At 68.3% G+C, this 23,209-nt stretch carries 14 protein-coding genes; 10 read left to right on the top strand and 4 right to left on the bottom strand.

Going from position 1 to position 23,209, the window contains the following annotated elements; translation table 11 throughout:
* Positions 1-11 precede the first annotated feature (11 nt).
* On the top strand, positions 12-1,142 hold the full coding sequence (locus ASG17_RS12245; RefSeq protein WP_056104129.1) for an endo-1,4-beta-xylanase: 1,131 nt from the start codon (positions 12-14) through the stop codon (positions 1,140-1,142).
* On the opposite strand, the gene ASG17_RS12240 is transcribed toward ASG17_RS12245, so the two are convergent.
* Together ASG17_RS12240 and ASG17_RS12235 are read right to left on the bottom strand one after the other, a co-directional pair.
* Positions 1,139-2,347 (bottom strand): glycoside hydrolase family 27 protein, encoded by a 1,209-nt coding sequence (locus tag ASG17_RS12240; protein ID WP_082496256.1) that lies wholly within the window; start codon positions 2,345-2,347, stop codon positions 1,139-1,141. The two genes, ASG17_RS12245 and ASG17_RS12240, sit on opposite strands and share 4 nt — an antisense overlap.
* Before the next feature lie 59 nt (positions 2,348-2,406).
* Positions 2,407-4,938, bottom strand: coding sequence for an exo 1,3/1,4-beta-D-glucan glucohydrolase (locus ASG17_RS12235; RefSeq protein ID WP_056104127.1), 2,532 nt, complete (start codon positions 4,936-4,938; stop codon positions 2,407-2,409).
* 303 nt (positions 4,939-5,241) lie between these two features.
* On the opposite strand from ASG17_RS12235, the gene ASG17_RS12230 reads away from it, so the two are divergent.
* The 9 genes from ASG17_RS12230 to ASG17_RS12190 all read left to right on the top strand — a co-directional run bounded on the left by ASG17_RS12230 (position 5,242) and on the right by ASG17_RS12190 (position 21,887).
* On the top strand, positions 5,242-7,809 hold the full coding sequence (locus ASG17_RS12230) for a glucokinase (RefSeq protein ID WP_056104125.1): 2,568 nt from the start codon (positions 5,242-5,244) through the stop codon (positions 7,807-7,809).
* Between the two features lie 61 nt (positions 7,810-7,870).
* Positions 7,871-8,320 carry an Rrf2 family transcriptional regulator gene (locus tag ASG17_RS12225; RefSeq protein ID WP_056104122.1) on the top strand — a complete coding sequence of 150 codons (450 nt, stop codon included), beginning with the start codon at positions 7,871-7,873 and terminating at the stop codon, positions 8,318-8,320.
* 77 nt (positions 8,321-8,397) lie between these two features.
* Positions 8,398-10,695, top strand: a complete 2,298-nt coding sequence (locus ASG17_RS12220; protein ID WP_235560444.1) for a glycoside hydrolase family 3 N-terminal domain-containing protein — start codon at positions 8,398-8,400, stop codon at positions 10,693-10,695.
* 276 nt (positions 10,696-10,971) lie between these two features.
* Positions 10,972-13,260 carry a beta-glucosidase gene (locus ASG17_RS12215; protein WP_056104394.1) on the top strand — a complete coding sequence of 763 codons (2,289 nt, stop codon included), beginning with the start codon at positions 10,972-10,974 and terminating at the stop codon, positions 13,258-13,260.
* Between the two features lie 49 nt (positions 13,261-13,309).
* Positions 13,310-16,402: a TonB-dependent receptor gene (locus ASG17_RS12210; RefSeq protein WP_056104391.1), complete on the top strand. Its 3,093-nt coding sequence runs from the start codon at positions 13,310-13,312 to the stop codon at positions 16,400-16,402.
* A gap of 89 nt (positions 16,403-16,491) precedes the next feature.
* Positions 16,492-18,006 carry a tryptophan halogenase family protein gene (locus tag ASG17_RS12205; RefSeq protein WP_056104117.1) on the top strand — a complete coding sequence of 505 codons (1,515 nt, stop codon included), beginning with the start codon at positions 16,492-16,494 and terminating at the stop codon, positions 18,004-18,006.
* Positions 18,007-18,015: 9 nt separating this feature from the next.
* A complete protein-coding gene (locus ASG17_RS12200; RefSeq protein WP_056104114.1) occupies positions 18,016-19,554 on the top strand; it encodes a tryptophan halogenase family protein in 1,539 nt (512 codons plus the stop codon).
* Between the two features lie 72 nt (positions 19,555-19,626).
* Positions 19,627-20,676, top strand: coding sequence for a LacI family DNA-binding transcriptional regulator (locus tag ASG17_RS12195; protein WP_235560443.1), 1,050 nt, complete (start codon positions 19,627-19,629; stop codon positions 20,674-20,676).
* Positions 20,673-21,887, top strand: coding sequence for an MFS transporter (locus tag ASG17_RS12190; protein WP_056104107.1), 1,215 nt, complete (start codon positions 20,673-20,675; stop codon positions 21,885-21,887). The genes ASG17_RS12195 and ASG17_RS12190 overlap by 4 nt, the downstream gene beginning before the upstream one ends.
* Here the strand turns inward: ASG17_RS12190 and cydX are convergent.
* Both cydX and cydB read right to left on the bottom strand, forming a co-directional pair.
* Positions 21,884-22,024 (bottom strand): cytochrome bd-I oxidase subunit CydX, encoded by a 141-nt coding sequence (gene cydX / locus ASG17_RS12185; RefSeq protein WP_056104104.1) that lies wholly within the window; start codon positions 22,022-22,024, stop codon positions 21,884-21,886. The genes ASG17_RS12190 and cydX overlap by 4 nt on opposite strands.
* 18 nt (positions 22,025-22,042) lie before the next feature.
* Positions 22,043-23,191, bottom strand: coding sequence for a cytochrome d ubiquinol oxidase subunit II (cydB, locus tag ASG17_RS12180; RefSeq protein ID WP_056104103.1), 1,149 nt, complete (start codon positions 23,189-23,191; stop codon positions 22,043-22,045).
* Positions 23,192-23,209: the final 18 nt, after the last annotated feature.

Below are 23,209 nucleotides of genomic sequence, written 5' to 3'. Positions count from 1 at the left end.
TGGAGACGCCCATGACCCTGTCCCGCCGCGCCCTGATGCAGGGCGGCGCCGCTCTCGGCCTCGCCGCCGCCGGTTCCGCCTGCGCCACCCTCCCGATGGCGGGGGAGCCGACGCTGAAGGCGCTGGCCGATGCCAAGGGCCTCTATTTCGGCAATGCGGTCGGCGCCGGCCGTCCCTTCGCCGATCCGGCGTACCGCGCCCTGACGGCGCGCGAATGCGACGTGCTGGTCTGCGAGAACGAGATGAAGTGGTACGTCCTGCGGGCGCAGTCCGAGGACTTCCTGTGGGAGCCGGCGGATCGGCTGGTCGCCTTCGCGGCCGAGAACGACATGCGGGTGCGCGGGCACACCCTCTTGTGGCATCACCCGCGCTGGTTCCCGCGCTGGACCGAGAGCCACGACTACGGCGCCCAGCCGGCGCGTGAGGTCGAGCGGCTGATCACCACCCACATCACCGAGACCTGCCGCCGTTATCCGCAGGTGTTCGAATGGGACGTGATCAACGAGGCGGTGGACGACCAGACCGGCGTGCTGCGCGACACGGTCTTCTCGCGCCACTTCGGCGGGCCGGAAGCGACCATGGACCTGGCCTTCCATGCGGCCAAGGCGGCCGCGCCGAACGCGCAGCTGATGTACAACGACTACATGAGTTGGGAGGCCGGGCACGAGAACCACCGGGCCGGCGTCCTGCGCCTGCTGGAAGGCTTCAAGCGGCGCGGCGTGCCCATCGACGGGCTGGGCGTGCAGAGCCACATCGGCTCGGGAAATACCGACAACTCGGTCGGCTTCGACACGGCGCAGGAGCGCGAGTGGCGCCGGTTCATCGACGAGGTGGTCGGCATGGGGCTGAAGATCTCGATCACGGAGTTCGACGTCCACGACAAGAACCTGCCGCTGGACATCCCGAGCCGGGACGCGGCCGTCGCCGAGCTGGGCGGACGGTACCTGGACATGATGCTGAGCTATCCGCAGCTGGACGGCATCGTCACCTGGGGCCTGTCGGACAAGTACTCCTGGCTTCAGGAGAACTGGGTCCGCGCCGACGGCCAGCCCAAGCGCCCGTGCCCCTACGACGAGGCCATGCAGGCCAAGCCCCTGCGCGCGGCGATCGCGGCGTCGCTGAAGGCGGCGCCCGCGCGCTAGCCCTTCAGCGTCACCATCACGACGCCGTGCGATGGGACCTGGGCGCTGAACGATCCGCGCGAGGCGGGCAGGTCGCGGTGGGCCCACAGATCACGGACGGCCATGCGCGTGGCCGCAGGCAGCCCCAGTGTCTCCCAGTCGACCGAGATCGTCTGGGCGGTCTCTCCGCGGTTCAGCAGGATCACCGCCCGACCGCCCCCGACCAGGGGCCGCGACCAGACCTCCTTGTCGCCGTCCTTCCAGGTGCGGCCGCCCGCATGGCCCAGGGCGTCCTGATCGACGGCGATGACTTCGCGGTTGGTCAGGATCTCGTGGATCTCCGGCGTCATGTTGGCCAGATCGTTTCCGGCCATCAGCGGCGCGGCCATCATGGCCCACAGGCTGAAGTGGGTGCGGTATTCCTCGGTGATCATGCCGCCGTTGCCGATCTGTAGCATGTCCGGATCGTTCCAGTGACCGGGGCCGGCGAAGGGGGCCAGCTCGGCGTTCAGATCGACGATGTCCATCAGGCCGATGCGATAGTCGAACTTGCCCGCCCAGGCGTCGTGAATGTCGCCGGTGGTGCGCCACAGATTGCCGATGTGTGTCGCCCACAACCACGGCTGGGAACTGCCCCATTCGCACAGGCTGAAGACGATGTCGCGGCCGGTCGCCTTCAGCGCCAGAGCCATGGTCAGATAGGAGGCGCGCTGGTCCTGGGTGCCGGTGCTGCACCAGTCGTATTTGAGATAGTCGACGCCCCAGCGGGCGTACTGGATGGCGTCTTGATACTCATGGCCCCGGCTGCCCGGACGGCCGGCGCAGGTCTTGGTTCCGGCGTCGGAATAGATGCCGAACTTCAGGCCCTTGGAATGGATGTAGTCGCCCAGCGCCTTCATGCCTGAGGGGAAGCGGACGGGGTCCGGCTGGATGAAGCCGTCGGCGTCGCGCTCGCCGTGCCAGCAGTCGTCGATGACGATGTATTCGTAGCCGGCGTCCTTCATGCCGGTGGCGACCATGGCGTCGGCCGCGCCCCGGATCAGCTGTTCGTTCACGTCGCAGGCGAACTTGTTCCAGGTGTTCCAGCCCATCGGCGGCGTCTGAGCCAGGCCGTTGCCTTCGGTCGGCCATTCAGCCGGGCGGTCGGTTCCGGTCGGAACGATGTCGGCGCGCGCCGTCAGCGGCGTCAGCAACAACAGGGCGCAGAGAAGGGCGGATAGCCGCATCGTCGTCTCCAGAATGGAAAGGGCGGCGCCGGTCCCGGCGCCGCCCTGGTCTCATCGGCCTAGTGGGCCGGGCAGATCGCGTCGCCTTCGTTGGAGGCCAGCTGGATGTCCTCGACCGTGATGGCGAAGGCGCCGGTGGTGGCCAGCCAGAAGGGCTGATCGACCGCCGCCAGATTGGCCCCGGCGTCACGCAGGCACGACAGGCGGACCTTGATCGTGCGCCATTGGCCCACGCCCTGGCCGAAGATGGAAGAGACGTCCACCAGCCCGCCGCCCACTCCGAACATCACCGGCGCCGAGGCGGCCTGCTCGACGCGGTAGCGCATCGACAGGACCATCTCGCCGTTGGCCTGACGGTTCAGGTCCACGGGGCCGGCGGTGATGAGCGCCTGACCGCCGCCCGGCCCGAAGGTCAGGGTGCGGGCCGATTCCTGGGCGCGGCCGTCGGCCGCGCGGCTGGTCACGCCGCCCCTGGGCGAGGCGCCCGCCTTCTCTTCGCCCATGCGGAACTCGCCGCCGGCGTCGCGCAGCATCAGCGACCACGGACCGACGAAGCGGCCATCGACGAAGTAGCGGTCGACGATCGAGCCGGTGACGTTGACGCCGCTGACTTCCGGCAGGGTCGGGGTGACGCGCGGCGTCGCGTAGGTCAGGCCGAAGCCGTAGGCGAACAGAGGATCATAGCCCGGCTGGCCGACGTTCAACGGCTCGCCCTTGGCGTCCTTGGGCCACGAGAACGACAGCTTGCCGGCGAAGTCGTTGCGCGCGCGGCCCTGGGCGTCGCCGATCAGGACGTCGGCCACGCCGCCGCCCTCCGACCCCGGCAGCCAGGCGGCGACGAAGGCGTCGGACGCGTTCATTTCGGGGTTGGTCCACAGGGGACGGCCCGACAGGAAGACCGAGACGGTCGGGATGCCGGCGGCCTTGAGGCGGCGCAGGATGGCCAAAGGCTCTTCCGGCGCGAAGTCCAGGTTGTCGACGTCGCCCTGGAACTCCGCGTAGGGCGTCTCGCCGAAGACGACGATGGCCACGTCCGGCTTGGTGGAGAAGGAGCCGTCGGCGCTCAGCGTCGCGGTGCCGCCGCCCTGACGCACCGCGTCTTGGATGCCGCCCCAGATCGATTGGCCGTTGGGGAAGTCGGCGTTGGAGTTGCCGGTGCCCTGCCACGTCAGGGTCCAGCCGCCCGAGGCCTGGCCGATGTCGTCGGCCGAACCGGCGACCAGCACGCGGGCGCCAGCGCGGATCGGCAGCACCGAGCCGTTGTTCTTCAGCAGGACGAGTGACTCCCGCACCGCCTCGCGGGCGATGGCGCGGTGGTCGGCCGAACCCAGTTCGTTGAAGCGACCTTCGACCGACGGGCGGGTGTGGTCGAACAGGCCGGACTTGACCTTGGCGCGCAGAATGCGGCGCACGGCCTCGTCCAGGCGGGCCATCGGGATCTCGCCCGACTGAACCTGCGCCAGCATGGAGTGGTACAGCGGCTTCCAGCTGTCCGGCGCCATCAGCATGTCGATACCGGCGTTGAAGGCCAGGGCGCAGCTTTCGTTCGAGCAGCCCGGCAGCTGGCCGTGGGCGTTCCAATCGGAGACAACGAAGCCGTCGAAGCCCAGTGGGCCGCGCAGCACTTCGGTCAAGATGGTCTCGTTGCCCGAGTGCTTGAGGCCGTTCCAGCTGGAGAAGCTGGCCATGACCGACAGCACGCCGGCGTCGATGGCCGCGCGATAGCCGCCCAGGTGGGTGTCGATCAGGCCCTGTTCGTCGCCGCGATAGTCGCCCTGGTCGGCGCCCTCATAGGTGCCGCCGTCGGCCAGGAAGTGCTTGGCCGAACCGGGGATGTGGCCGGGCGCGAGAGTGCCGTCGGCGGTCAGCTCGCCCTGCAGGCCCAGGGTCATCGGGCCGGCGAAGCTGGCCTGGACCTCGGGGTTCTCCGAATAGCCTTCGTAGGCGCGCCCCCAGCGGTCGTCCTGCGGCACGGCCAGGGTCGGACCGAAGGTCCAGTCCGCGCCGGTGACGGCCACTTCCATGGCGGTGGCCTGGCCGATGCGGCGGATCAGGTCGGGGTCGCGCGTCGCGCCCAGGCCGACGTTGTGCGGGAAGATGGTGGCGCCGACGACGTTGTTGTGACCGTGCACGGCGTCGATGCCGTAGATCAGCGGGATCTTGGCGCCGGGACGGGCGGCCGCGGCAGCGCGGAAGGCGCGGGCCTGGGCCAGCCAAGCCGACGGCGCGGCGCGCTCGTTGCCGCCCGGCGAGGAGTTGCCGCCGGCCAGGATCGAGCCCAGCGGATAGGTGGCCAGGTCGGCCGGCACGATGGAGGCGATGTCGGCCTGGATGGTCTGGCCGACCTTCTCCTCCAGCGTCATGCGGCTCATCAGCTCGGTGACGAAGGCCTCGGTCGCCGCGTCGCTCATCGCGTCGGGGCTGGAGGCGGTGGGCCAGCGGTTGGGATGGGCGCGATTGGCGTCGGTGACCAGCGAAGCGGCCGGGGTGACATAGACCGGCACGCCGCCGGCGTCCGGCGTCGCCACGCCGATCTGGGCGCACGCGCCCGCCGCAATGGCCAAAGCCAGGATGGAAACCGTTCTCAGCATTCGCCGCCCTTACGTTTCTGATTGGTCCGAAGGCGGCGCCCCCGGCTTGGATGGTGAGCCTGTCGCGACAGCGCCTCAGGCCTGCGCGGCGGACCTAAGCACGGCCGTTAACCGGACAAAAGGCCGGCGCGCCCGCTGGTAACCCGATTTGCAGCCGTTCTGACGCTTTGTCGCAGCCCGATCCTGACAGCGTAAGACAATTTCTGTCACATTATCGTCGATCAGAGGTCGGCGTGCCGAATTTCGCCAGCTTTTCTTAACCCTAGCGGGTGTTTCATGATCCAGAACTAGGGGAGGGGACGAATGGCGGACAACGCCGTCGTCGGGGAAATCGGCCCCCACATCTGCCGATTTGCACGCCTCGACAGGTTCGAAGGGCGTGATCCGCGCTTCTCGGCGTACGCCGAGATGCTGGTGGCTGACCATGTGTCGGCCGTGGACGCGCTCGCCGGCTATCTCAAGACCCTGCCGGAGCCCTGGCCGACGACACTCAGCCTGGCCGTGGCCGCGCCGGTCAATGGCGACCAGGTGACGATCACCCAGTCGGGCTGGAGCTTCTCGGGCGAGGAGCTGCGCCAGGCGTTCGGGTTCGAACGGCTGGCTTTGATCAACGACTCTGCCGCGGCCGGCGCGGCCCTGGACGGCCTGGGCGGCCGGGACGTCGCCGCGATCAACACGTTGGATCGTCCGCCGGCGCGCCTTGCCACCGGCCGCTACGCCATCGTCAGCGCCGATTTCGGCCTGGGGGTGTCGGCGCTGGAGATCGCCGACGGGGAGGCCCGCATCATCGACACCGAGGCGGGCCACCTTGCTTTCGCCCCTTCGAACGATCGCGAGGCGCAGGTTCTGTCGCTGCTGCGAAAGCGCTGGGATCGGGTGTCATACGAACGGCTGATTTCCTGGATCGGCCTGTCGCAACTTCACGAGGTTCTGGCCGAGCTGGACGGCGTGAAGACCGATGCGCTTACGCCGCTGGAGGTGCTGCTGTACGGCCGCACCGGGGCGGATCCGATCTGCAAGGCGGCCCTGGATCTGTACCTCGGCGTGCTGGGCGACTTCGCGGGGCAGGTGGCCCTGTCCCTGGGCGCGACCCACGGCGTTTATATGGTCGGCCGGTTCGTGCTGGAGGCCCACGACCTGTTGGAGGGCTCGACCTTCCGTACGCGGTTCGAGGACAAGGGCCGGCTCAGCACCGTGGTCCGCGCCCTGCCGACCTGGGCCGTCGTCAATCCGGCTGCGGTGCTGATCGGCGCCGCGCGTCATCTGCACGAACATGACGAGACGCCGCTTGCTGCGACCGTCCCCGAAACCTCTGCACCGGACGTCCGCATCGGGGCCATCGAGGGCGCCGACATCGGCCTGCTGGTGCTGGACCAGGACGGCCGCATCACGCAGGCCAACAGCCATTTCTGGTCGGGCCTGACCCTGACGCTGTCGCAGGACGCGCGCCTGCCGGGCGCCGCCTTCTCCGATATCTGCGAGACCATGGCGCGCGACGGCGCCTGGAGCGGAACGGACTGCCGCGCCTTCACGGGCGCGCTAGAGGCCGGGCTTCCGTCGGAGGGCGTCTGGCGCTGCGTCGGCGGCCGGGTGCTCCGTATGGTGGCGGAGCCGACGGGGTCGGGCTGGGTGGTCACCGCCCACGATGAGACGACCGCGGTGCGCCGGGCCGAGGAGCTGGAGCACACGGCCGCCAGCCTGCGCATCGCCAAGAAGGACGCCGACGCCGCCAATGAGGCCAAGTCCGCCTTCCTTGCGACAATGAGCCACGAGATCCGCACGCCGCTGAACGGCGTGCTGGGCATGGCGCAGGCGATGGAGGCCGATCCGCTGACGGCGGTTCAGCGCGAGCGCCTGGGCGTCATCCGCGCCTCGGGCGAAACGCTGCTGGCCATCCTGAACGACGTGCTGGACCTGTCGAAGATCGAGGCGGGCAAGCTGATCCTGGAAGAACAGCCGTTCGACCTGGACGAACTGCTGCGCGGCGCCCACGCCGCATTCACGGCCCTGGCCAACAAGCGCGGCCTGTCCTTCGCTTTGACGACGGCTCCGGCGGCGAGGGGCCAGTGGGTCGGCGACGCCACCCGCGTCCGCCAGATCCTCTACAATCTGATTTCCAACGCGCTGAAATTCACTGAGGCCGGCGAAGTGCGCGTGCACTCCGATCTGGACGGCGAGGGCCGTCTACGCCTGCAGGTGACCGACACCGGCATCGGCGTCGAGGCCGACAAGCTGGGCCTGTTGTTCGCCAAGTTCACCCAGGCCGACGCCTCCACCACGCGCCGCTTCGGCGGCACGGGCCTGGGCCTGTCGATCTGCAGCGATCTGGCGGCGTTGATGGGCGGCGCGATTTCGGTCGAGAGCACCGCGGGCGTGGGCTCCAGCTTCACCGTCGTCTTGCCCATGCAGCGCGGTGAGGCGAATGCGCCGATTCCGATGCCGGATCCCATCGCGGCGGCCGAGCCGGACGTCGAGGGTGAAGGCCGCGCCATGAAGGTGTTGGCCGCCGAGGACAACTCGGTCAATCAACTGGTCCTCAAAACCTTGCTGCATCAGCTGGGCGTCGATCTGACGGTGGTCGACGATGGTGAACAGGCGGTCGAGGCGTGGTCGCGCGAGCCCTGGGACCTGATCCTGATGGATGTCCAGATGCCGCGCATGGACGGGCCGAGCGCCACGCGCGCCATCCGCGCCCAGGAACGCGCCGTCGGCCGCGCCCGCACGCCGATCATCGCCCTGACCGCCAATGTCATGAGCCACCAGATCAGCGAGTATCTGGCGGCCGGCATGGACAGCTGCGTCGCCAAGCCCCTGCAGATAGCCGCCTTGTTCCAGGCCATGCAGACAGCGACCATGGCCCAGGCCGCCTGACCCTGCACGGCTGATTGGCGCCGCCGCTTGCGAGCGCCTGCCCGACGCGCGATGACGGCGCATGATCTCGAACAAGTTCCGCTATGCGCTGAGGGCGCTGATCTTCCTGGCGGAACGCTGGCCTACGCCGGCGGCGATACCCGATATCGCCGTCGGGGCGCGGGCGCCGCGCAAGTTTCTCGAGACCATCCTGCTCGAGATGAAGCTGGACGGGCTGCTGGTCAGCCGGCGGGGGCGCACGGGCGGCTACAGCCTTGCGATGCCCGCCGAGCAGATTTCGATGGCCGCCGTCCTGCGGTGCATCGACGGGCCGCTGGCTCTGGCGCCGTGCGCTTCCCGCACCGCATTTCGAGCGTGCGATGACTGCGAGGACGTCGTCACCTGCCGCATCCGCCATGTGCTGCTGGAGGGGCGCGACGCCTTGGCCGCGGTGCTGGAGCAGCGCACGCTGGCGGACCTGATCGCCCGGCCGGCCGAGAGCGCCGAGGCGAAGATCGACGGCCTGATCTGACGTGCGACGGTTGCAGTGGTTTCGCAGCCTTGCCGTTCCTGGCTAAAGACGGCTTCGCAACTTCTACAGGCTGAACGATGACGCGATCCCGCAAGACGGCCGGGACCCAAGACGGCGCGCTGGCGACCCGGCGGATGGTGCTGGGCGCCGGGGCGGGACTGGGCTGGCTGGTGACCACGACCCAGGCGGCGGCGCAGCAGGCGCAGCGCCACAACGCCCGCATCGAAAATCTGATCGCCCGCATGACGCTGGAGGAGAAGGCCGGCCAGCTGGGCGTCTTCGGCGACCGCTTCCGCAATCTGCCGGGCGATGTGAACCCGACCGCCTTCAACCCCGATCAGACCTATATGGCCGACATGATCCGGTCCGGCCGGATGGGCGGCCTGTTCAACGGCTACGGCGCCGAGCAGGCCCGCTATGCCCAGCGGCTGGCGGTCGAGGAGAGCCGGCTGGGCATCCCTCTGATGTACGCGGCCGACATCATCCACGGCTTCAAGACCGTCTTCCCGATCCCGCTGGGCGAGACCGCCAGCTTCGAGCCGGATCTGGCGGAGCGAACCGCTCGCGTGGCCGCTATCGAGGGCGCCGCCTCGGGCATTCACCAGACCTACGCCCCCATGGTCGACGTCGGCCGCGACCAGCGCTGGGGCCGGGTGGCCGAGGGCGCCGGCGAGGACGTGCTGCTGAACGAGCGCTTTGCGCGCTCCCGCGTGAAGGGCTTTCAGGGCGCCTCGCTGGCCGCCCACGATTCCTTGCTGGCCACACCCAAGCATTTCGTCGCCTACGGCGCGGCGGAGGGGGGCATGGAATACAACACCACCGACATGTCCGAAGAGACGCTGCGGGGCGTCTATCTGCCGCCGTTCAAGGCGGCGCTGGATGCCGGCGCCCTGTCGGTCATGAGCGCCTTCAACGCCATCAACGGCGTCCCGGCCTCCGGCAGCCACGAACTGCTGACGGGGGTGCTGCACGACGAGTGGAGCTTCGCCGGCTTCGTTCTGTCGGACTACACGTCCGAGCGTGAACTGATTCCGCACGGTTTCGCGGTCGACGACCGTGACGCGACGCGCATCGCCTTTCTGGCGGGCGTCGATGTGTCGATGCAGAGCGGACTCTACAACGATCACCTGCCGGGGCTGGTGCGCGACGGCCTGGTGCCGTTGGCGCGGCTCGATCAGGCGGTGCGGCGCGTGCTTCGCGTCAAGGCGGCGCTGGGGCTGTTCGACGATCCCTACAAGGGCATGGACCCGGCGGTTGAGGCGGCGGTGGTCGGCTCGGCGGCGCACCACGCGGTGGCCCACGAGGCGGCCCGGCGTTCCATCGTCATGCTGAAGAACGACGGCGGCCTGCTGCCGCTGTCAAAGGGGCGGACCCTGGCCCTGATCGGCCCGTTCGGGGACGAGGTCGACGACGTCTTCGGCCCCTGGACGATCTGGGGCGACCACGCAAAAGCGGTGTCCGTGGCCGAGGGCCTGCGTCGGTCCATGGGTCGCGCCGGACGACTGCTGATCGAGCGTGGCAGCGGCGTCGAGACGGCCATCCCCGGCGGCATAGAACAAGCCGTCGCCGCCGCCCGCCAGGCCGACGTCGTCATCCTGTCCATCGGCGAGAGCGCCAAGATGTCGGGCGAGGCGCAGTCTCGAACGGAGATCGTGGTCCCGGCGCCGCAGCAGGCCCTGGCCGAAGCCATAGCCGCGACAGGCAAGCCGGTGGTGGTGCTGCTGCGTCACGGCCGGGCGCTGGCGTTGGAGGGCGCCGTGTGCGACGCGCCAGCCATCCTGGCGACCTGGTTCCTGGGCTCCCAGACCGGCACGGCCGTCGCGAACGTGCTGTTCGGCGACTACAGCCCGTCGGGCCGTCTGCCGGTCAGCTTCCCGCACCGGCCGGGCCAGCAGCCCTTCTATTACAACCACCTTGCCACCGGCCGCCCCGAACTGCCCGGCGAGAGTGAGTTCAAGGCGCGGTATCGCGAGACGTCCAACACGCCCCTGTTTTCGTTCGGCCACGGCCTGACCTATGGCGAGGCGCGCTATTCTGACCTGCGCCTGTCCAGCGACACCCTGGTCTGGTCCGGACAGATCGAGATCTCGGCCACCGTCACCAACGCCGGATCGCGGGCGATGGAGGAGGTAGTGCAGCTGTATATCCGCGACCGAGTCGCCAGCCGCGTTCGACCCGTGCGCGAGCTTAAGGATTTCCAGAAGATCGCACTGCAGCCCGGCCAGAGCCGCCAGGTGCGATTCGTCCTCCGTCGCGAACAGCTGGAATTTATCGGCGGCGACGATCGTCCGACGGTCGAGGCGGGCCAATTCGACGTTTGGGTCGCGCCGTCCTCGACCGAGGGACTGGCCGGAGCGTTCACTCTCCAGGGTTGATAGCGGTAACGGCGTTCACGGATTGCAACGCAGACACGAGCGTGTCGGTTTTGTATTGTGAACGCTCTCAAACAATGCTTATTCAGGGTGGCTAGGGGGCGCAAAGACCTCCAGCAAGGAAACCAGGGGAGGGCCTTTCCAGGGCGCGCTGACGCGCGTCAGGATCCCGCCAATCGATCGCTCATACGCCCACGACGGCGTGTGCCCGGCTGTCTGCGACAGTGGCGGATCGATGCGGCGCGGCTGTCCGCCTCCCCCTTGGAATGGAAGTTTTTGATGTCGTTCGTTCGCGTGTCGTCGGTTTCGATCGAGCTTCGGGCCTTGGTGCTATGCGGCGCGGCGGCGCTGGCGCTGACCAGTGTGTCGCCTGCTCTGGCGCAGGCCGCCGCACTCACCCCTGCTGCATCGGTCGCTGACGCGCGCGCGCGCGCCGATCGGCTGCTGGCGCAGATGACCCAGGACGAGAAGCTGGCCATGGTGCACGGCTACTTCCCGCCGCTGGCCGAACGCACGCCCGGCGCGCCGCTCGACCAGATGATTCCCTCGGCCGGCTATGTGCCCGGCGTGCCGCGCCTGGGCATTCCGGCGCTGCGCGAATCCGACGCCAGCCTGGGCGTCGCCAATCAGGTCGAGCAGCGCAAGGGCGATGTCGCCACCGCCCTGCCGTCCAGCTTGGCCACCGCCGCCACCTTCGACCCGTCGATCGCCTATGCCGGCGGCGCCATGATCGGCGCGGAGGCGCACGCCAAGACGTTCAACGTCCTGCTGGCCGGCGGCGTGAACCTGACGCGCGACCCGTGGAACGGGCGCAACTTCGAATATCTGGGCGAGGATCCGCTGCTGGCCGGCGTGCTGGCCGGCGAGCATATCCGCGGTGTCCAGTCGAACCGCATCGTCTCGACGGTGAAGCACTACGCCCTGAACAGCCAGGAGACCGGCCGGGGCATCCTGAACGCCGTCATCGACGAGGCGGGGTTGCGAGAAAGCGACCTGCTGGCCTTCCAGATCGCCATCGAACTGGGCCGCCCCGGCTCGGTCATGTGCGCCTACAACAAGGTCAACGGCGACTGGTCGTGCGAAAATGACTTCCTGCTGAATCACGTCCTGAAGGCCGACTGGAGCTATCCGGGCTTCGTCATGTCCGACTGGGGCGGCGTCCACTCGACCGCCTATGCCGCCAACAACGGCCTGGACCAGCAGTCGGGCCAGGAACTGGACAGCCAGATCTGGTTCGGCGCGCCCCTGGTCGCCGCCCTGGCCACGGGTGAAGTTCCGCAGGCGCGTCTGGACGACATGGTCCGCCGCATCCTGGTCGGGATGATCGAGAGCGGCGCCATCGACAATCCAGTCCCGGCCACGGCCCAGACCATCGACTACGCCACGAATGCTCAAGTCTCGCAGCACGCCATCGAACAGGGCGCGGTCCTGCTGAAGAACGAGGGCGACATCCTGCCCGCCGCCAGGACCGCGCGGCGCATCGTGCTGGTCGGCGGGCACGCCGATGTCGGCGTACTGTCGGGCGGCGGCTCGTCCCAGGTCCGGTCGGTCGGCGGCGCGCCGGTCGAGATCCCGCTGACCTCGGGCGCGGCGGCGTCGTTCGCCCGCACCACCTGGCACGCGTCCTCGCCGCTGCGCGCCATCCAGGCGATCGCGCCGGACGCCGAGGTCACCTACGTCTCGGGCGATGACGCCGCCGCGGCCGCCGAAGCCGTGCGCTCGGCCGATCTGGCCGTCGTCTTCGCCGTCCAATGGACCACCGAGGCGCAGGACGTCGAAAACATCTCGCTGCCGGATGGACAGGACGCCCTGATCTCGGCCGTCGCCGCCGCCAACGCCAAGACGGTGGTGGTGCTGGAGACCGGCGGCCCGGTGCTGATGCCCTGGCTCGACCGCGTGCCGGCCGTTCTGCAGGCCTGGTATCCGGGTCAGCGCGGCGGGGAGGCCATCGCCCGCATCCTGTTCGGCGAGGTGAACCCGTCCGGTCGTCTGCCCATCACCTTCCCGCGCAGCGGCGACCAGGCTCCGCGTGAGCATCCGGTCGGTATGGACGCCCTGCGGGCCAGCGAAGCGGCCGCCGCCTCCAACCCTGGCGCCGGATCGTCGGCCGCCTTCGCCTCGTTTGACGTGCAGTATCCGGAAGGCTCGGACGTCGGTTACCGCTGGTACGATCTGAAGGATGCGACGCCGCTGTTCCCGTTCGGTTACGGCCTCAGCTACACCGACTTCAACTACGGCGGCCTCACTGTCGAGGGCGGCCAGACCGTCACCGTCACCCTCGACGTCACCAATGCGGGCGACCGCGCCGGCATCGAGACGCCGCAGCTTTACGTCACCGCCGAGAACGGCGTGCGCCGTCTGGCCGGCTGGGCCCGCGTGGCCCTGCAGCCGGGCGAGACACGCCGCGTCACCATCACCGCCGAGCCCCGCATCCTGGCCGAATACGACACGGCCTTGCCGGGCTGGCGCATCGCGGCCGGGCCCCATGCGGTGGCCGTCGCGCGCAACGCCATCGACGCCGGGCTCACGGGCTCGGCCGACCTAACGCCGCGGACGATCAAGCCGTGACGACAGGCCGCTCAAAGAAGCGGCGCCACTCGGGAAGGATATAAGGATGATGAGATACAGGAAGACCACGCTGGCGGCTCTGCTCGCCAGTACGGCGTTGGCGACACCCGCCTTCGCCCAGACCGCTCCAGAGCCCGCGGACGATCTCGACGAGATCATCGTCACCGGCATCCGCGCCTCGCAACAGAACGCCATCAACATCAAGCGTAACGAGACGGCGATCGTCGACGCCATCTCGGCCGAAGACATCGGCAAGCTGCCTGACGTCACCGTAGCCGACGCCCTGCAGCGTATCGCGGGCATCCAGATCCAGCGGAACGCCGGTGAAGGCGCGACGGTGAACATCCGTTCGCTGCCGCAGGTCGTCACCCTGCTGAACGGCGAACAGTACCTCGCACCGGGCAACCTGGGCACCGCCCAGCCGAACCTGAACGACGTGCCGGCGCAGCTGATGAGCTCGCTGGTCGTCTTCAAGACGATGGACGTGCGCAACGCCCTGTCCGGCATTTCGGGCACCATCGACCTGCGGACCCGTCGCCCGTTCGACTTCGACTACGGCATGACCACCTCGGTTACGGCCGAGTATGCGACCGGCGAAGAGACCAGCCAGGACGACTATCTGTTCAACGCCCTGTTCAACTGGCGCGGTGATCGCCTGGGCGTCATGGTGTCGGGCGTGTCGAGCGTGTCCAATCTGGGCAACAACTACTCGGGCGTTTCGGGCGGCGTGTTCGGCAACAATGACTGGGGCGGCGCCGGCGACAACTGGATCGCGCCGCACGGCTACGACACCTTCCACCGCGAAGTCGAACGGGATCGGACCGGCCTGAACGCCGCGTTCCAGTTCGACATCGAGGACGGCGTCCGACTGACCGGTGAAGTCTTCTACACCAAGCAGACCGAGTACAACCGCGCCACCGGCCTGAATATCTCCAACCGCTGGAGCTCGCTTGGCTGGACCACGCCGACCGATTTCGAAACGACCGGCGTCAACGGCGGCAACGGTCAGCCGTGGCTGGACGTCGACCAGTACGATCTCGACGTCTGGTGGATGAACTCCTTCACGGTCAACCGCATGACCGAGACGGAATCGACCAACTACAACCTGGAACTCGAGTACGATAAGGGCGGCCCGTTCAAGTTCTCGGCGCGCGCGCTTCGGGGCTCGGCCGAGCTGCTCAGCATGAACGGCCAGGTCCAGGGCGATCTGTCGAACTGGCAGTATGGCCCGGACCGGACCTTCACCCTGTTCCGCGACGGCGGCGACCGCACCCGCGGGACCTTCTACCCGGCCAACATCGCGGCGCTGTTCCCGTCGTCGCAATACTCGAACGACGTGATCGGCTCGAATGGCGGTCGTTACATCAACCCGAACCCGCTGGGTTACGGCGAAGACCCGCAACTGCACATCGACCTGACCGGAGACGCCCTGACCTGGAGCGGCTTCGGCAACACCATCTCGGGCGGCCTCGGCAATGTGCCGCTGACCGACTACATGTCGAACCTCGACAGCTATGCGGTCGCGGCCTTCTCGTCGGAAGGCAACCAGAACAACACGTCGGACCTGACCGTCTTCCGGGCCGACGGCTCGTATGATTTCGTCGAGCCGTTCCTGGGCTTCGTCAACCGCGTCGACGTCGGCCTGCGCCATTCGTCGCGTGAGGTGGAGATCGAGAACTTCCACCTGTTCTCGGACTTCTACGCCGGCAACGGCGCCACCGTTCCGTCGGGCTGCTCGGCCCAGTGGAAGGCCATCGACGTCGTGATGAACCAGAACCAGTGCCAGGCTGGTGAAATGGTGTCGAACCCCAACTACGACCCCAGCAAGCCGACCAGCACCGCGAACCCGACCCAGGTGTTCCAGGGCTATACGGTCAACGCGCCGACCAAGCTGGACCAGTATAACAACGTCATGTTCATGACGGACTACGGTTCGATCACCAAGGGCATGCCGGGCGTGTGGGTCGTCGATCCGCGCGACTTCGACGACGTGGTCGGCTTCCAGCAACGCGTCTTCGGCAGCGCCTATCGCGTCATCATTCCGGGCACCAGCTACTCGGTGGACCTGTATGAAGACAGCGCCTACCTGAACACGGGCATCGGCTTCGGCAACCTGAACGGCGACGTCGGCCTGAAGGTGATCCGCACCGAACTGCGCGTGCGTCAGAACCAGACCGGTGAGACTCGCAACTACGGCGACACCAATCTGGACGTCGGCGATACGATCTCGAACCGCGACTACATGGACTATCTGCCGTCCGTGAACCTCGCTTACGACTTCTCCGACGCCCTGAAGCTGCGCTTCGGCTATGCCAAGACGATGATCCCGCTGGACCTGGGCAACTACGGGGGCGGCATCACCATCTCGACCGCCGACTCCCTCGGCCCGACGCCGCAAGACCCGGATGCGCCGCCCGTCGGCGTGCGCCGCGTCACCGGCGCCAGCGCGAGTGGCAACCCGGACCTGAACCCCTGGCGGTCGGACAACTTCGACCTCAGCCTGGAGTACTACGTCGGCGACGCCTCGATGTTCAACGTGGCCCTGTTCCGCCTGAACATCGACAGCTTCGTCACCACCGCCACGGTCCTCGACGGCCGCTTCCCCGACCAGGACGGCGTCATCCGCCGCACCGTGCCGGTGACCCGTCCTGTCCAGGGCGACGGCGGCGAGCTGCAGGGTGTCGAAGTGGGCGCCAAGCTGGCGGTCAGCGACTTCATGCCTGACATGGGCATCTGGTCGAACTTCGGCTTCGACGGCAGCTTCACCTACTCGGACAGCTCGCAGAATTCGAAGAACATCGCGGGTGAGGACCTGCCGTTCCGCGACAACTCCAAGTACTCGACCAACGCTGCGGTCTGGTATCAGGACGACCGTCTGCAAGTTCGCGTGGCGTACAATTACCGCACGCCGCGTCTCCAAGGCCAGTTCGGCGCCATTCCGATCTATCAGGATACGGCGCAGTACGTGGACGCCAACGTGACATATAACGTCTCGGATACGATGGCGATTTACGCGAACGGTTCGAACATCTTCGGGGAGATCGAGAACTACTACCTCGAGTTCGAACCGGGGGCGAAACAGTTCCACTCTCGGAACCAGTTCGAGCCTCGCTACTCCGTGGGCATTCGCGCCCGCTTCTAACTCCCTCAACCTCCTCAACGACCGGCGGCGCTCTGCAGTCGCCGGTCGTCTTTTTTTCGACTATCCGTCGAGAGGAGCGGGCCATCACCATGTCGGACGACCAGAGCATTCGCAGCGTCGTGATCGTCGGCGGCGGCACCGCCGGCTGGATGATGGCCGCCGCGCTCGTTCAGCATTTCCGCAACGCCCCGGTGCGCATCACCGTGGTCGAGTCCTCCGACATCGGCACGATCGGCGTGGGCGAGGCGACCATCCCCACCATCCGGCGCTTCTACGCCCAACTGGGTCTGGGCGACGCCGAACTGATGGCCGCCACCGAGGCGACCTGCAAGCTGGGCATCCGCTTTCAGGACTGGTCCGGGCCGGGCTCGGACTTCATCCATCCCTTCGGGCTGTACGGGCAGGATCTGAACGGGATCGGCTTCCATCACTATTGGCGAAAGGCGCATCAGGCGGGCGATCCGGCGCCGCTGGCCGACTATTCGCTGGGCGCGTCGCTGGCCCGGGCCGGGCGCTTCACCCTGCCGTCGCGCAATCCGCCATCGACCCTTTCGGTGTTCGACTGGGCCCTGCACCTGGACGCCGGCCTGTTCGCCCAGCGCCTGCGTCGATACGCGGAGGAGGGCGGCTGCACCCGCATCGACGCCCGCATCGGCCAAGTTCGCCTGCGCGAGGACGGCTTCGTCGCGGCGCTGGAGCTGGAGGGCGGCCGCACCGTCGAGGGCGACCTGTTCATCGACTGCTCCGGCTTCCGGGGTCTGGTCATCGCCGAGGCGCTGAAGACGCCTTACGAGGACTGGAGCCGCTGGCTGCCCTGCGACGCCGCCTATGCGGTCCAGAGCACCCTGCCGGACGGCGACCCTCAGCCCTTCACCCGCGTCACCGCGCGCTCGGCCGGCTGGCAGTGGGGCATTCCCCTGCGCCACCGCGCCGGCAACGGCCTGGTCTTCTCCAGCCGCTATCAGTCGGACGAGGGCGCCGTCGCCGAGCTGATGCCCCATCTGATGGGCGAGCCGCTGATGGAGCCGCGCAGGATCGGCTTCAAGCCGGGCCGCCGCGCTCAGGCCTGGTTCAAGAACTGCGTCTCGGTCGGCCTGTCGTCCGGCTTCCTGGAGCCGCTGGAATCCACCAGCATCGCCCTGATCGAGACGGCCATCGAGCGGCTGAAAGGGCTGTTCCCCGACAAACGCTTCGACCCCGCCGTCATCGACGAATTCAACGAACAGTCGGCCGAGGAGATGGAGCGCGTCCGCGACTTCGTCATCCTGCACTACAAGCTGAACCAGCGGACCGACACGGCCTTCTGGCGCGACTGCCGCGAGATGGAGATTCCCGAGACGCTCCAGCGCAAGATCGCCCTGTGGCGCGCGCGCGGCCAGTTCGTCCGATACCGCTGGGAGATGTTCCACCCGGCCAGCTGGCTAGCCATCTACGACGGCTTCGACGTCTGGCCGGACCGGGTCGACCCGGCCGTCGAGGCGCTGGATCCCGAGCAACTCAAACGTAGTCTGGAGGCCATGCGGCGCGCCGTCGCCGAGGCCGTCTCCCAGACCCCCACCCACGCCCAGTTCCTGTCGGCCGTCGGCCGTCAGGCCGCCGCCTAGGATCACTCCATGGAAGCCAAGGCTCCCAACGCCCTGAGAAAAGTCTGCGTCGTCGGCGGCGGCACCGCCGGGTGGGTGGCGGCCGCCCTCATGGCCGAGCATTTCAAGGGCAAGCTGTTCGAAATCGAACTGGTCGAGAGCGACGACATCGGCACCATCGGCGTGGGCGAAAGCACCGTCCCGCCCTTCCTCCAGCTGCTGGCCAAACTGGGCGTCAACGAGCAGGAGTTCATCCGCGAGACGCAAGCCAGCTTCAAGCTGGGCATCGAGTTCAAGGACTGGCTGGAGAAGGGTCAGTCCTACTTCCACCCCTTCGGCACCATCGGCCTGCCCATCGACCTGTCGGACTTCTACCAGGTCTGGCTGAAGGCGAAGCTGGCCGGATACGACCGGCCGCTGCAGGACTTCGCCCCCGCCAGCGTCATGGCGCGGGAAGGCAAGTTCACCCTGCCGTTCAAGGCCCAGCGCACGCCCCTGGCCGGCGCCTCCTACGCCCTGCACGTCGACGCCAAGCGCGTCGCCCAGTTCCTGCGCCGCTTCGCCGAGGCGCGGGGCGTAACGCGCACCGAGGGCATGGTGTCGGAGGTGCAGACGCGCGCGGACGGCTTCGTCGAGCAGCTTGTGCTAAAGGACGGCCGCACGGTCGAGGCGGACTTCTTCATCGACTGCTCGGGCTTCCGCGCGCTCTTGATCGGCAAGACGCTGGACGTCGGCTACGAAGACTGGTCGCACTGGCTGCTGTGCGACCGCGCCATCGCGGTGCAGACCGAGAATGTCGGTCCGCCGCCGCCCTATACGCTGGCCCACGCCCAAGATTACGGCTGGCGCTGGCGCATCCCGCTGCAGCACCGCGCCGGCAACGGCTACGTCTTCTCCAGCCAGTATCTGTCGGACGACGAAGCGACCGCGACCCTGATGGCCCAGGTCGAGGGCAAGCCCGTCGTCGATCCCATGGTGGTGCCGTTCAGGACCGGCGTGCGCGACCGCATCTGGGACAAGAACGTCCTGGCCCTGGGCCTGGCCGGCGGCTTTATCGAGCCGCTGGAATCGACCGCCATCCACCTGATCTATCGCGGCATGGACTTCTTCTTCCGCTTCCTGCCCGACCGCGACTGCGCGCCCGAACTGGCGACCGAGTACAATCGGCGCATGCGCGCGGACTACGAGGAGATCCGCGACTTCATCATCCTGCACTACTGCGTCACCCGCCGGACCGACACGCCCTTCTGGGACGCCTGCCGGACCATGACAGTGTCCGAGAGCTTGCAGCGCAAGATCGACCTGTTCCGCATCAACGGCACGGTGGCCGAAGGGCTGGACGAGCTGTTCCGCGACCCGAACTGGCAGTCGGTTCTGGACGGCATGGGCGTGGTCCCGCGCACCTATCACCCCTTGGTCGACCGCATCCCGTTCGGGCGGGCGACGGACGGTCTGGACGAGGCCGTCGCCAATCTGGAGCGGATGGTCGCGGGTCTGCCGGACCACCAGAGTTTCATCGCCCAGCACTGCGCGGCCGAACGGCCGACGGCGCCGGTCGTGGCCGCCTGAGGCGTATCCGCTTGCGGCGGCGCGGAATGGTCTGACAACATGGCCGATCATCCGTCGTCCAGGTCCGATCGCGTGCGCCGTCAATCCGTCACCATCAAGCACGTCGCGGCCGAAGCGGGCGTCTCGCTCCAGACCGTCTCGCGCGTCATCAACAACGAGCCGAACGTCCGGCCCCAGGTGCAGGAGCGCGTCCACGCCGCCGTGGCCAAGCTGGGCTACGTCCCCAGTCTGGCGGCCCGCCGGATGGGCGGATCGCGCTCCTACCTGCTGCTGGCCCTGAACGACCGGGATCGCACCATCGACGGCTGGAAGTCGGGCGAGGGCACCGACTGGGTCGACCAGATGCTGATGGGCGGCATGCTGAAGTGCGGCGAGCACGGCTACCGCATGATCTTCGAGCTGGTGGACACCCACTCGTCCCATGTGGAGCGCGAGGTGCAGGCGGCGATCTCGTCGTTGCGGCCGGATGGGGTAATCCTGACGCCGCCGCACTCGGACAACCCGTTGATCACCGAGTTGCTGATTCGACAGGGCATCCCGTTCGCGCGCATCGGCTCGCCCCAGCCGGGCGAGGGCTTCGCCATCTCCATGGACGACGGCAAGGCCGCCGAGGTGGCGACCGACCACCTGCTGGACCTGGGCCACACCCGCGTGGGCTTCATCACCGGCAGCGACGAGTATGCGCTGAGCGGCGAGCGGCTGGAGGGCTATCGCCGCGCGCTGCGCCGGCGCGGTCTGCCGGAGGACGAGAGCCTGGTCGGGCGCGGCGACTTCTCCTACGCCTCTGGCGCGGCGGCCGCCGAGGCCCTGACCAGCCTGCCGGATCCGGCGACGGCGGTGGTGGCCAGCAACGACCAGATGGCCATCGCGGCGCTACAGGTGGCGACCCGCAAGGGGCTGGGCCCGGACCGCTTCTCGATCGTCAGCTTCGACAACACCCCGATCGTCCGCTTCTGCCACCCGCCGCTGACGGCGATCAATCAGCCGATCGCCGCCATGGCCTCGGCGGCGGCGGAGCTGTTGATCCGCAAGACGGCTGGCGAGCAGGACTTGCCCGACGCTCGCGTGCTGCCGTTCGATCTGGTCGCCCGCGGCTCGTCCGCGTCCGCGGCCGGGGCGTGATCGCCGCGCCGGAGGCCGGGCGGTCGGCGGACCGTCGCGGCTGGAGCTACTTCGTCCTTTATGGCGTGGCTGTCGCGGCGGGCGTGGTCTCCTACGCGCCCTTCCTGACCTTGCTGCTGCCGATGAAGATCGAGGGGCTGGCTGAGGACAAGATCCACTGGCTCAGCATGGCCACCCTGCTGGGCGCCGGGGTCGCGAGCCTGACCAACATCGGCGCGGGCTGGCTCAGCGACGTCTCTCTGAAGCGAGGGATCGGGCGGCGGCGCTGGATGCTGGCGGGACTGGTCGCGACCCTGTTCAGCTATGGCGTTCTGTGGCTGTGCCAGACGCCGGCCGCTGTGGTGGCGGGCGTGGTCGCCTTCCAGATGGCGGTGAACCTGATGCTGGCGCCCCTGTCGGCCCTGATTGTGGACGAGACGCCGGACGGGCAGAAGGGACTGGCGGCCGGTGTGGCGGCGGCCGTCTATCCGGTCGGCATGCTGGCGGGGGTGGCGGTGACCGCCTCGCCGACGCTTGGCGAGGGCGTGCAGTTCATGATGATCGGCGGCGCGGTGGCTCTGGGCCTGATCCCCTTCATCCTGAAGCGCGCGCCCGCGCCGGTCCCCGCGTCGTCGCCCCAGCCGATGGCCGCCGCGACCTCGCGCCAGCTGGGCGGCGTCTGGCTGGCGCGCCTGCTGATCCAGGTCGCGGGCAATGTCCTGTTCGCCTACGTCTATTTCTACTTCGAGAGCGTGGCCGGTTCGGAAGACCCCAGCGAGGTCGCCGGCCGCGTGGCCCTGCTGTCGGCCGTGGTCGCCGCCGTCGGCGCGCCTGCCGCCCTGGTGGGCGGACGACTGTCGGACCTGGCGGGCGGGCGCCGCCCCTTCCTCGCAACCAGCGCGGCCTTGGCGACCGCGGCGCTGTTCTTGATGGCCCTGTCGTCGAGCTGGGCCATGGCGGCGCTCGGCTACGGTCTGTTCTCGGTTAGCGCCAACGTCTTCCTGGCGGTGTCGTCCGCCTATGTGATGCAGCGGCTGCCGTCGCCCGACCATCGTGGCCGGGACATGGGGCTGCTGAACCTGACCAACACCCTGCCGGCCCTGATCGCGCCGGCCATGGCCCTGGTCGTCGCCCGCGAGCACGACTTCGGGCCGCTGCTGCTGCTGCTGGCGCTGCTGGGGGTGATCGCCACCGCCATCGCGCTGTCCTTGAACGAGCCTGCCGCCCCTTAGAGCGGCTGGTCCTCATCGGCGTCCTGCGACAGGCCCGCGTCGCCTTCGTCGAACAGGTGGAACTCGTGCCACAGGCCGTTCAGCACGCCGAAGGCCACCGCCAGTCCGAGGCCCAGAATCCAGGAGAAATACCACATCGTCGTTCGCTCCTAGGCTCAGTACAGGTCGGGGTTGGTCTTGAGGGCGGCGGTCGAGGTCCGGCCCCACAGCACGCGGTACACCCAGGCGGTGTAGATCAGGATCAGAGGCAGGAACACGACGGTCACCACCAGCATGATGAACAGCGTCAGATGGCTGGACGAGGCGTTCCACACCGTCAGGCTGGAGTGCGGGTCGAGGGTGCTGGGCAGGATGAAGGGGAACATCGACAGGCCCACGGTCGAGATGATGCCCACTGTCGACAGCGACGATCCGCCGAAGGCCAGAGCCGCCGAGCGCCGCCACATCCCCGCCAACGCCGCCGCCGCGCCGACGAAACCGAGAGCCGGGGCCAGCAGCATCCAAGGATAGCGGCCGTAGTTATCCAGCCAGGCCCCCGGCGCCGCCACGACGGTGGAGCGCAGCGGGTTGGAGAATCCGCTCGGGTCGATCGGGCTGGTGATGCGAAAGCCAAGGCCGCCCAGGGCGACATAGAGCCCGCCCAGCGCGAACAGAACCACGGCCGCCGCCGCAGCGATCGAGCCGTAGGTGCGGGCGCGATCCAGCACCGGGCCTTCCTCGGCCTTGACGCTCAGCCAGGCCGCGCCGTGCACCACGACCATGGCGACCGACAACAAGCCGGCCAGCAGGCTGAAGGGCGTGAACAGGCCCAGCAAATTGCCCTCGTAGAAGGAGCGCAGGTCGCCATCCAGCCGGAAAGGCGCGCCGATCAGGACATTGCCGACCGCGACGCCGAACACCAGGGCCGGCACGAAGCCGCCGATGAACAGGCCCCAGTCCCACATCGATCGCCACCGCGGCGACGGCCGCTTGGACCGGTATTTGAACGACACAGGCCGCACGATCAGCGCCGCCAGCACCAGGAACATGGCCAGGTAGAAGCCCGAGAAGCTGACCGCATAGACGAAGGGCCAGGCGGCGAAGATCGCGCCGCCGCCCAGGATGAACCACACCTGGTTGCCTTCCCAGGTGGCGCCGACGGTGTTGATCACCATCCGGCGCTCTTCGTCGGTGCGAGCGACGAAAGGCAGCAGGGCGCCGACGCCCAGGTCGAAGCCGTCGGTCAGGGCGAAGCCGATCAGCAAGATGCCCAGAAGGGCCCACCAGATCAGGCGGAGCGTGGCGTAGTCTAGGGGAAGGTCCATGGTCAGATGTCCGATGGC

Origin of the sequence: Brevundimonas sp. Leaf363 (assembly GCF_001424025.1) — a bacterium.
Lineage (GTDB): Bacteria > Pseudomonadota > Alphaproteobacteria > Caulobacterales > Caulobacteraceae > Brevundimonas.
Note: the sequence above shows the minus strand (reverse complement) of the source record. Positions and strands in the feature narration are given on the sequence as shown.